The sequence below is a fragment of the Kribbella monticola genome (assembly GCF_003261635.1).
Classification (GTDB): Bacteria; Actinomycetota; Actinomycetes; order Propionibacteriales; family Kribbellaceae; genus Kribbella; species Kribbella monticola.
In genome coordinates this window covers 182,505-192,925 of record NZ_QFXK01000092.1, presented here as the reverse complement: position 1 = coordinate 192,925, position 10,421 = coordinate 182,505, and the positions used below count along the sequence as shown (strand labels likewise).

11 protein-coding genes are annotated in these 10,421 nt (G+C 67.8%); 4 read left to right on the top strand and 7 right to left on the bottom strand.

The features are described 5' to 3' along the window. Positions 1-31 precede the first annotated feature (31 nt). On the bottom strand, positions 32-865 hold the full coding sequence (locus DIZ26_RS37220) for a SigB/SigF/SigG family RNA polymerase sigma factor (protein WP_112249270.1): 834 nt from the start codon (positions 863-865) through the stop codon (positions 32-34). 456 nt (positions 866-1,321) lie between these two features. Then, on the bottom strand, positions 1,322-2,848 hold the full coding sequence (locus tag DIZ26_RS37210; RefSeq protein ID WP_232828973.1) for an FAD-dependent oxidoreductase: 1,527 nt from the start codon (positions 2,846-2,848) through the stop codon (positions 1,322-1,324). A gap of 109 nt (positions 2,849-2,957) precedes the next feature. Here DIZ26_RS37210 and DIZ26_RS37205 point away from each other — a divergent pair, with 109 nt between their 5' ends. Beyond that, positions 2,958-3,446, top strand: a complete 489-nt coding sequence (locus tag DIZ26_RS37205; protein ID WP_198676490.1) for a CinA family protein — start codon at positions 2,958-2,960, stop codon at positions 3,444-3,446. On the opposite strand, the gene DIZ26_RS37200 is transcribed toward DIZ26_RS37205, so the two are convergent. Then, entirely contained in the window at positions 3,443-4,405 is a 963-nt protein-coding gene (locus DIZ26_RS37200) for a TIGR03557 family F420-dependent LLM class oxidoreductase (protein ID WP_112249267.1), read from the bottom strand. The genes DIZ26_RS37205 and DIZ26_RS37200 overlap by 4 nt on opposite strands. Before the next feature lie 88 nt (positions 4,406-4,493). Beyond that, positions 4,494-4,697, bottom strand: a complete 204-nt coding sequence (locus DIZ26_RS37195; protein ID WP_112249290.1) for a hypothetical protein — start codon at positions 4,695-4,697, stop codon at positions 4,494-4,496. Positions 4,698-4,831: 134 nt separating this feature from the next. Here DIZ26_RS37195 and DIZ26_RS37190 point away from each other — a divergent pair, with 134 nt between their 5' ends. After that, positions 4,832-5,623: an SDR family NAD(P)-dependent oxidoreductase gene (locus tag DIZ26_RS37190; protein ID WP_112249289.1), complete on the top strand. Its 792-nt coding sequence runs from the start codon at positions 4,832-4,834 to the stop codon at positions 5,621-5,623. Here the strand turns inward: DIZ26_RS37190 and DIZ26_RS37705 are convergent. Both DIZ26_RS37705 and DIZ26_RS37180 read right to left on the bottom strand, forming a co-directional pair. Next, complete coding sequence (locus DIZ26_RS37705; RefSeq protein ID WP_157979942.1) at positions 5,577-6,308, bottom strand: cytochrome P450 family protein; 732 nt, start codon at positions 6,306-6,308, stop codon at positions 5,577-5,579. The two genes, DIZ26_RS37190 and DIZ26_RS37705, sit on opposite strands and share 47 nt — an antisense overlap. Next, entirely contained in the window at positions 6,286-6,720 is a 435-nt protein-coding gene (locus tag DIZ26_RS37180) for a hypothetical protein (protein WP_112249265.1), read from the bottom strand. The genes DIZ26_RS37705 and DIZ26_RS37180 overlap by 23 nt, the downstream gene beginning before the upstream one ends. 122 nt (positions 6,721-6,842) lie before the next feature. Between DIZ26_RS37180 and DIZ26_RS37175 the strand changes: the two genes are divergently transcribed. Next, complete coding sequence (locus DIZ26_RS37175; RefSeq protein ID WP_112249264.1) at positions 6,843-7,400, top strand: hemerythrin domain-containing protein; 558 nt, start codon at positions 6,843-6,845, stop codon at positions 7,398-7,400. A gap of 78 nt (positions 7,401-7,478) precedes the next feature. On the opposite strand, the gene DIZ26_RS37170 is transcribed toward DIZ26_RS37175, so the two are convergent. Further along, a complete protein-coding gene (locus DIZ26_RS37170; protein ID WP_112249263.1) occupies positions 7,479-9,422 on the bottom strand; it encodes a DUF4832 domain-containing protein in 1,944 nt (647 codons plus the stop codon). A 113-nt stretch (positions 9,423-9,535) separates the two neighbouring features. Here DIZ26_RS37170 and DIZ26_RS37165 point away from each other — a divergent pair, with 113 nt between their 5' ends. Beyond that, positions 9,536-10,417, top strand: coding sequence for a carbohydrate ABC transporter permease (locus DIZ26_RS37165; RefSeq protein ID WP_112249262.1), 882 nt, complete (start codon positions 9,536-9,538; stop codon positions 10,415-10,417). Positions 10,418-10,421: the final 4 nt, after the last annotated feature.

Here is a 10,421-nt window from a genome sequence, read left to right as displayed (position 1 = left end):
CCGGTGTCTTCCGGCGCGCGCGGCAGGTCGGTCAGGCTGCCGACGGTAGGGGTTCGAGGCGGTCGCGGAGGGTGTCGAGGATCTGGCGAAGTACCCGGGAGACCTGCATCTGGCTGACGCCGACCTCCCTGCCGATCTCGGACTGCGTCCAGCCCTCGACGAACCGCAGCTCCAGGATCCGCCGCTCGCGTGGCCCGAGGTCTTCCAGCACCGGCTGGAGCATGTCCACCGCCTCGAGCTGACTGACGGCCCGGTCCTCCTCCTCGGCCATGCAGTCGGCCAGCGTGAGGCCTTCCTCCTGCCCGGCCGGGCGATCCAACGACAGGGTGTTGAAGCATCCCCGCGCCGCCATCGCCTGCTCGACCTCGCCCGCCTCGATACCGAGGTACGACGCCACCTCGTCGATGGACGGCTCGCGCCCGAGCCGTTGTTCCAGCTCCGGCAGTTTCGCCGCGACGGCACCCTGGATCTCCTGCAACCGGCGCGGAATCCGCACCGTCCAGGCGCAGTCGCGGAAGTACCGCTTCACCTCGCCGCGGATGGTCGGCACCGCGTAGCCGATGAACGGCGTCTCCGCATCGAGGCGGTACTTGGTAGCGGCCTTCATCAGCCCCAGAAAGGCGACCTGCTCCAGGTCTTCGATCTCCGCCCCGCGGCCCCGGAACCGATGGGCGATACCGCGGGCTATCTCCAGATTCAGCTCGACGATGCGATCGAGCAACTCCTGCTGCTCGGCCGGATCGCTGCTGCGCTCCCGGAGTTCGAACAATTCGATCGTCGCCGCCTCCCGGGCGGCCCGATCGCCGGCCGACGAACACTGCGCCGGCAACGACTGCTGACTACTTTCGATCACAGAAACAGTCATCTTTGACCTCGCGACATTCAGTCACGGCGCGGCACCTCTCTGGACCGCGGTCAAATGGCCCCTCTCAATTACCCCATGACTCCAGCGCCATGTATGACAATTGTGTGTCGGCCGAGCTGGCCGGCAGCACGCTAGGCGTTGGCGCGACGGGCAGTGGATTTCGGCCGGGCCGCCCGGTGATGCGACAGGTCCGGGTCAGCCTCGTCCCGCGACGCGGCCTTCGGCGTGGGGCACACCGGACCCCGCCGGACCGGGCCGCCGCCGAGTCTTCGGCTCTTCCACTGCTTCTCGTCGTAATCGTAGTAAGTATCGACGCCGCCCACAGTCATCAACGTTCTCCCGCCAAATCGACAACTCGATCCGGCTGCTGACTGCTTAACAGACCGCCGCTAACAGATTGCCACGATTCGAACGCACACACCAGTCCCGTTCCCGGCACAAGCGGATCACAACTGCTCACGGTCGCTGCAACCGGCTGGTCGCGGGGCCGTCCAGGATCTCGCCGTCCGGATCGAACCGCGAGCCGTGACAGGAGCAGTCCCAGGTGGTGTCGGCCCGGTTCCAGACCAGCCCGCAGCCCAGGTGCGTGCAGACGGGTTTCACCAAGTGCAATTGGCCTTCGCGGTCCCGGTAGGCGCCGACAGTCTCCTTGCCGTGCTGGAGGAGGCCGCCTTCACCCGGCTCGAGGTGGTCGACGCCACCCGACAGGCGGGCGACGTGCCCCGTGGCGAAGTCCTTCCCGACACTCAGATTCTCCTTCACCAGTTGGGCAACGGCCGCCACCCCGCCGATCCGGTTCGCGGTGTAAAGGTCGGCGTCGGGATGCGTCCGGCCGGCCACGAGATCGGCGAGGATCGCCGCCGCGACCGTTCCTTGCGTAAGGCCCCATTTGTGCATCCCGGTTGCGACCAGCAGCCGGTCGCTGCCGGGCGCAGTACCGATGTACGGCAGCAGGTCCGGCGTGGCATAGTCGTGCGCCGACCACTGGTACTCCGCACTGATCTCGCCCGTTCCCCAGGTCGAGCGGACCCAGTCCAGTAAGGCCTCGTAGTTCGCGTCCGTGTCCGCGCGAGCCTCGGAATCGGCATCGCCCGGGCTGGTGGTTTCGGGTCCCGCGCCGACCACGATCAGGCCGTTGGGGCCGCCGCCTGGCCAGGGCCGGGTCGACCGGACCGGGTCGTCGACGCTGATGGCCATCCCGGCCGGCGCCGGTACGGGCAGGCGTACGGCGATGCCCCAGGACCGCCGGGGCCGGATCCTGGCGAAGTACCCACCGGTCGTGCCGAGTGGCGCCAAGGTTGCCATCACAGCGTGCCGGGCCGCGACGGTCGCACCGTCGGCTGTAGTCACGGTGACGCCGTCGCCGCTGGTGTTCACCTCGACGACGCGGGTCCGGTCGAAGATCCGGCAGCCGCGCTCGACGGCCGCCCGGGTCAGCCCGGCGAGGTACTTGGCCGGGTGAAGCTGAAGCTGGCCGGTGAATTCGACGCCGGCGATCGCCTGCGGAAGGCCGATCTCGTTCCCGGCGACGAACGACGCGGGCAGACCGAGCTCGGCGGCCAGCGCCGCCTCACGCTTCAAGCCCGCTTCCGCTGTGCCGTCGGTGGTGTACGCGAAGGACGAGGTCCGGGTGAGCTCACAATCGATGCCTAGGGCAACTGTCCAGTCGGCGATCCGGGCGATCGCGGCCTCGTTCGCCGCGCCGTACCGGGCCGCCGTCTCGCGGCCGTGCCGATCCACCAGGTCGCTGTAGATCGCCCCGTGCTGGGAGGTCACCTTGCCCGTCGTGTGCCCGCTCGTTCTCGCGCCGATCCGCAGCGCCTCGAGCACGATCACGTCGGCGCCGTCGTCGGCAAGCAAGAACGCAGTCGTCAGACCGATGACACCGCCGCCGATCACCACCACGTCCGCGGTCGACTGACCGGCCGCCGGCTCGAATCGCGGCATCTCGGCGGTCGCCAGCCACACGCTCTTCCCGCTCACCGGTGACTCCCCGACTCAGCGGGCTGGTCGGGTTTTCGATCGCTTCTCATGACCGTCCGGTACCCGGGGCCAACCAGGCGGACGCCGGACCGGCATGCACAATTGCAGGGTGTCCGATTCAACCGAACAGTCCGAAGACCTCGCTGAGATCGCCGCCGAGATCTCCGAGCTGCTTCGCAAGCACGACCGCACGGTCGCGGTCGCGGAATCCCTGACCAGCGGGAACATCGCCTGCCGGCTGGGCGCTGCCCCGCAAGCCAGTGCGTGGTTCGCCGGTGGTGTCACCGCCTATGCCAGCTCGGTGAAATTCGAGGTGCTCGGCGTGACGCCCGGTCCGGTCATCACGTCCACCTGCGCGGTACAGATGGCTGACGGCGTCGCGCGGCTGACGCATGCCGACTATGCGGTCGCCGTCACCGGTGTCGGCGGTCCCGACCCCGAGGAAGGTCACCCGGCGGGGACCGTCTTCGCCGCGATCCACACCACCTCCGGCACCGACTTCGCCGAATACCACTTCGACGGTTCCCCGGAGACCGTGGTCAGCTCCGCCACCCGCGAGGCCTTGCGGATGCTGCTGACGGCACTCCGCGACAGCTAACTGGACAGCTTGCGCAGGGCCGGCCCCAGTTCCTTGCTGAAGAAGTCGAAGAACCCATCCATGTCCGGCCCGGCGTTGATCAGGGCCAGCTGGTCGTAGCCGGCCTCGACGAACGGCGTGGCGATCTCGAGATGCCGGGCAACGTCCGGACCACAGCCGAACTGCTCGCGCAGGTGATCGGCGGTCACCAGCTCGGTGGCGGCCGCGAAGTTCACCGGGTTCGGCAGCTCGGCCTGTACCTTCCAGCCGGTGAGGCCGAACCGGAACAGGCGCCGCGCCGACTCCGCCGCCTCGTCCTCGGTCGGCGCCCACGCCAGCGGTACTTCGGCGTACCGGCGGCCGTCGCCACCGGCTTGTTCGTACGCCGTGACGAGGTCCTTCCGCGGCTCCGTGGCGAACAGCGCATCGCCCAGTTCGCCGGCGATCCGGGCCGCCGCCGGTCCCCCAGCGGCCACCGCGATCCGCGGCAAGGTGTCCGGCAGGTCGAAGACCCGGGCGTCCTCCAACTTCAGGTGCTTGCCGTCGTAGGAGTGATAGCCGCCGCTCCACAGCAGCCGGATGATCTCCAGCGCCTCCCGGAGCATCTCGTGCCGCTTGGCGACCGGCGGCCAGCCCTGGCCGACCACGTGTTCGTTCAGCCGCTCCCCGGCACCGACACCGAGCGTGAACCGGTCGCCGGACAGCAGCGCGGTCGTCGCCGCCGCCTGCGCCACGATCGCCGGGTGGTAGCGGATGAACGGACAGGTCACCCCGGTGGCCAACTCGATCGTGGAGGTACGCGCCGCGGCCGCCGCGAGCATCGAGAACGCGAACCCCGAGTGCTCGTGCTCCGGCACCCACGGGTGGAAATGGTCACTCACCTCGACGAAGTCGAAACCCGCCTGTTCCGCCCGGACCGCCTGGTCGACGATCTCGACCGGCGAGTAGGCCTCCGCGATCAACTTGAACCCGAGTCGCATGCGTTCCTCCTGAGATGTCTGGGTGCGCGGCAGGCCGCGGTACGGCGACGGCTACGCAGTTATCCGTCGGACGGCGAGGGTCGCGTGGTCATCCGCCGTACGGCGGGCGTTCGGCAGGCAGCAGCCGGACGCCGACCTGAGCCGCCTTCAGCTCGACCGCCTGTTCGGGACGGCCCAGGCGCAGGCCGATCACGCTCGGTGGAATGTTGTCGGCGGCAAGTTCGCCGAGCTCGGCGATCTCCTGGTCCGTCCACGGTTCGCTCGCGTTCCGGTACGACTGCGGCACTGCCATCGGTTCCACTTCTTTCAGCTCATCGGTCCCTCACCCGGTTCCCGATCCGCCACATTCGAAAAGGAGTCACCCGAAGGGCGGAGCCGGCCCCCATCTCGGTGAATGTGGCCGTCGTTCCTGGGTACCTCGTGCAGATGACTGACACGCAACCCCGCGCGCTGGTGACCGGTGCCTCCAGCGGTATCGGCCTGGAGCTCGCCAAACAGTTCGCAAGCCATGGGTACGACCTGGTGGTCGCGGCCGAGAACGACGCGATCGAATCCGTCGCCGTCGAGTTGCGGACCGCCGGTACGACGCCGGTCCAGGTGGAGGCGGTCAAGGTGGACCTGGCCACCTCCGACGGCGTACAGCGGCTGTACTCCGCGCTCGGCTCGCGCCGCGTCGACGCGGCGGCCCTCAACGCCGGCATCGGTCTCGGCGGCGCCTTCGCCGACAACGACCTGGCCGCCGAGCTCAGGATCATCGACCTCAACGTCAAGTCGACCGTCCACCTCGCCAAGCTGCTCCTGCCGGACATGCTCAGCCGCGACGAAGGCCGGATCCTGATCACCTCCTCGATCGCCTCGACCATGCCGGGCTCGTTCCAGGCCGTCTACAACGCCAGCAAGTCGTTCCTGCAGTCGTTCGCCGAAGCTCTGCAGAACGAACTGAAGGACTCCGCCGTCAGCGTCACCTCGCTGATGCCCGGTCCGACTGAGACGAACTTCTTCCACCGCGCCGGTATGGACGACACCCCAGTCGGCCGGTCGGACAAGGACGATCCGGCCGAGGTCGCCAAGCAGGCCTTCGAGGCCCTGCTGGCCGGCAAGGACCGGGTGGTGGCCGAGTCCCTGATGACGAAGGCACAGGAGCTGGCCAACAAGGTCCTTCCCGACAAGGTCAAAGCCGCCGTCCACCGCAAGATGGCCGAACCCGACTCGAAGTGACACCAGCGCCGGCCGACCTCAGCGGCGCAGGTCCGTTCTCCAGAAGCCGATGCGGGGGCTGGTGTGGTCGAAGGTGGCCGGCAGCGGGTCGCTGAGCTTGGCTGTGGTGGCCGGATCGACATCCAACTCGTACTGCGAGACGACATGGCTGACCGCTGCGCTCGTGGTGAGCAGGACGACATTCCGCCCCGCGCACCGAACTCACGATGACGAACTCCGTACCGGCAGGCGCCCTCCCGTTTTCCCACTCGGTCTCCACGACCGACTCCCGCAGTACGACGAGCGTCGTCGGCCACAACCGCAAGCACTCCTGTACCGCGGCGCCCGCGTGGGCGAGCAGCGGCGACTCCTGCGGGCGCGCGGCCTCGGCAGCGATGGGTACGGCGTACTCCGGACGCGCTCCGACGACGCAGAGCAACCGCCACAGCGCGATCCCGGCGGCGTCGAAGGCGAACAACCAGTGCGGAACCTGGCCCGCGGGATCGAGTTCAGCGGTCGAGTCCTGACTGAGACCTTCGACCAGGCTGGCCGGCTCGGCGGCCCCGACATAGCTGTCGAGCAATTGCCGGAAGCGTGCGTAAGCCGCCTTGTTCCGGGGGCGGAACTCTGCCCAGTTCGCATCGGACCGCAGGGTGTCGAGCAGGTCGGAGAGTTCCTTGTCGTCAGCCGCTTTGTCCCCGAGCACGATCCGTCGTACCGCGCGCGACCAGCTCGTTGAACTCTCTGCGCGGGTCTCGCAGCGGCGGGTCGGTGACGAGCACGGCATGCGGCTGGAAGTGCCGAAGCGCACCACGCTTGTCTGCCGTTGCGGCCGCGAAAGGATCGGGCGTCCCGGCCAGCAACCGGTGCACGTGGTTCGGGTCCAGGACCAGGCCGATCGTCCGGCCGGGCAACCGGAGCAGCAGCGGGCCGGCGCCGTAGGTGTCCCGGAGACGACGGATCCGGGCCAGCGCACGCTCGTCGGTCCTGAGCCGCTCGCTGAGCAGCGACATGGTCGGGCGGCGCTGAATCGCGCCCTGCGCTACGACGGGCAACAGGACGTCGCGGACCGCCCGCGCAGCGTCCAGGCTGGAGGCGATCGGCAGCTCGGCTGACATGCCGTCCTGGTGCCCGTGCCCCGATCGGACAAATCAGACCGCGGCGCAGGCGGTGTTTGCCGCCGGGTACAGGCGGCGCAGAGTCGCGCCGATCGTGCGGGCCCGGAGAAGGAGGAACTGGAATGGCTGCGGATGTCGTCGATCTGATCATGCAGGATCATCGAGAGGTCGAACGACTGTTCGACGAGCTGAAGGACAACCCGGAGAAGCGGGTCGGCCTGTTGCCCGTGCTCACCACCTTGCTGTCGGCGCACAGTCGCGCCGAGGAGTCCGAGGTGTATCCCGCAGCCGCCGCCGAGGCCGGCGAAGCCGACGAGGTCGCGCACAGCCAGGAGGAACACGTCGAGGCGGACGAACTGCTGGCCAAGCTCGCCGCGACGGATCCGGAGAGCGCGGACTTCGACCAGGCGCTGCAGAAGGTGATCGATGCCGTCAGCCACCATGTCGAGGAAGAGGAGACCAAGGTCCTTCCCGGTATGCGCGCCAACCTGAGCGACGAACGGCGCCAGCAGCTTGGCGAGGCCTTCGCGGCCGCCCGCAAGGAACACCTGGGCGACCAGCCGGACGACATCACCCGCGAGCAACTGTTGCAGCAGGCCCGTAACGCCGACGTCTCCGGGGTCTCGTCGCTCGACAAGGACCAGCTCCAGAAGAAGCTGCGCCAAGAGGCCAGCGAGTAATTCTCGCTCCGACAGGAAGACGCCCAACGGAACTGGTGGTCCGTTGGGCGTCTTCCTGTCCGCCGGTCTCCGGCGGGACTATCCGACGGTGATCCGATCGATGTCCGGCGCCCACCCGGTGGAGTTGACGAACGAGACGCTGTTCGCCGTACCGGCCTGGAGCGTCCGGGTCACCGTGACGGAGGCGACCGTGTTCCAATCGGCCGTCGCGGGGAAGTTCACCGACTGTCCGTTGACGACCGCGGTCCTGGCGACCGCGGACGTGTAGTAGATCGTGATCGACTTCGAGCCACCGGTCCCGCCGTTGACGCCCTGGATGGCCAGCGTGCCGAGGTTGTTGCCGATGTAACCGACCTTGGACCCGCCCGAGCAGGCGGAGCACGAGGCGACGACGGCGCCACCCGCGAGACTGTTGCCGGCCGCTTCGGCTTCGTAACTGGCCGGGGTACTGCCCGATCCGACCGTGACGGAGCCCAGGCCGACCCATCCGTCGGCGTTCTGGGTCGCATTGGCGAACCGCAGTTTCTTGGCAGCGGCCGAGGTCGCCTCGAGCGGGTTCTTGACCCGTAGTACCCACTGATAGTTGCCCTGGGCCACAGTGGCGAGGTCGACCGGCGTCTGGAAGTACTGCGGATAGCCGAAGTCGCGGTAGGTGGGATCGCTGCCGACGCTCCAGTCGGGGAACGCGCGGATCTTCAGTGGCTGGACCGTGCGCAGGTCCCAACTGGTGTCCCAGGTCTTCACCACCGTACCGGCGCTGTTCTTCAGCCCGACCGTCATGGTCCAGGGGTAGTAGAACGGCGCGACCCCGGTGTTGCTGATCTGTACGCCGAGGTTTGTCGTGCCACCGGCCGTGTTCTGGAAATAGGCCTTGTCGACCGTCAGGTTGTAGCCCATCAGCCGGACCGCCGCCCCGACGTTGGTTTTGGTGGGCGCGTAGTTCGCCGACTGCTCATTGATCTTCCAGGTGGTGTGTTCGAGTTCGATGCACGCCTTCATGTTGTCCACCGCACCGGAGCCGCCAGGCCAGTTGTCGAACGCCGTCGCCTGGATCTCCGGCCGCACCTCGCCACCCATGGAATCGTGGATCCACTTGTTCTCCGTGCCGGTGGCGAGATTGCGCTGCAGTTGGGCGTACGACGCGCCGCCCAGCGACTGCGGCAGCGTGACTCCGGCCAGTGGCGAGCCTTCCCGGTAACAGAACGAGTCGTCGTGATAGCCGACGTCGCGGCTGTTGGCCGCGCCACCGGCGGCATCGGGATAGCGGATCTCCAGCTTCGTGGTGTTGAAGGCGTTGTCGTAGGCATTGATCAGCTGAGCGGCGTTCGCGTCGGTGGGCATGTAATTGGGCAGCCCGTCGGACGTGTCGGTGTCATACGGCCAGGTGTGCCATTCGCCCCACAGGCCGACCAGGCCGAGATGGACGAACCCGAGCCGCGGATCACTGTCGTACCGGGCCCCGAAGGCGGCGATGAAGTTCTTCAGCGCGTCCAGCAGGAACGGGCTGTCGTAGTCGGGCTCGGTCACGTTCCAGTAGGTGTCGGAGCGGTAGGTGACGTGGCCGTTGAAGCAGGGCGGGATCGCGTTCGCCGGATGGGTTCCGGTACCACCGGGGTAGGCCAGGTAGAAGCGGATCGCGGCCTGATTTCCCTGGCTGGCGGTCTCGGCCAGCATGTTGTCGAGAACGGACCAGTTGTAGCTGCCGCAACTGGCCGCGTTCGTCATCACCTCGGACAGGCCGAAGTAGCCCCAGGTCAGCGCGTGCGGGTAGCCGGTGTTCTGGTTGGCGCCCGGCGAGTAGAACCGCGCGAAGCCCTTCAGCGGATTGTCCAGCGGGCCGTCGGCGGCCTGCAGGGTGTGGACCTGCAGGGAGGGATCAGGGGTGGCCGGTGCCGCCGGTCGGGGCGGCGGGCCGGCCGGAGCCGCTGCGGCCGGACTCAGCGCCGCCAGGCTCAGGCCGAGTGTGGCCGTGACGGCGGCGATCGCGACCAGCAGGCGGCGGCCGCGGGGGTGAGGATGCATGGCTTCTCCTTGGGCGAATATGAAGAAGTGTTGACAAACTTCCGAATGTCTACATCATTAGTCCAGGGCGGGCCGGCTGACAAGAGCTCGTCGACACCGATCGAAGGACGCCAATGGGGCAGCTCAGGCAACGAGACGACCGTCGGGTCGGATGGCTGTTCGTCGCGCCGGTACTGGTGGGATTCGCCGTCTTCTACGCGTATCCGGCCGCACGCGGCGTCTGGTACTCGCTGACCGACTACACGATGCTCGGTACGCCGTCCTTCGTGGGCGCGGGCAACTACACCGACCTGCTGGCCGACCGGCAGTTCTGGAGTTCGATGCTCGTCACGGCGTACTACGTCGTGCTGAACATCGCCTCGCAGACGGTGCTCGCCATCGTCGTAGCCGGACTCATGCACAGGCTGACCCGATCGGTCGTGCTCCGGGCGACGCTGCTGCTGCCCTGGCTGGTGCCGAACGTGACCATCGGTCTGCTGTGGATGTGGCTGCTGGACACCAACCTCGGATTCGTCAACCACCTGCTGCACGCGGTCGGGCTGGGCACCGTCGGCTTCTTCACGGATGCCAACTGGGCGATGCCCGCCATCGCGGGAATCAACACCTGGGCCTACACCGGCTACACCGCGCTGCTGCTGTACGCGGGGATGCTGCAGATCCCGCAGCACCTGTACGAGAGTGCGGCGATCGACGGCGCCGGCGAACTGCGGATCTTCGCCAGAATCACGCTGCCGCTGCTACGACCGGTCCTCGCGCTGGTACTGGTCGTCTCCCTGATCGGCTCGTTCCAGATCTTCGACACGGTGGCCGTCACGACCAAGGGCGGCCCGGTCTCAGCGACCCGGGTCATCTACTTCTTCATCTATCAGCAGGCCTTCAGCTACTTCCATATGGGCTACGCGGCAGCGGCCGCGGTGTTCCTGGCGCTGGTGCTCGGCGTGTTCACCTTCGCCCAGTTGCGCCTGCTCCGGGCGTCGAACTCGGACCTGGCATGAGAGG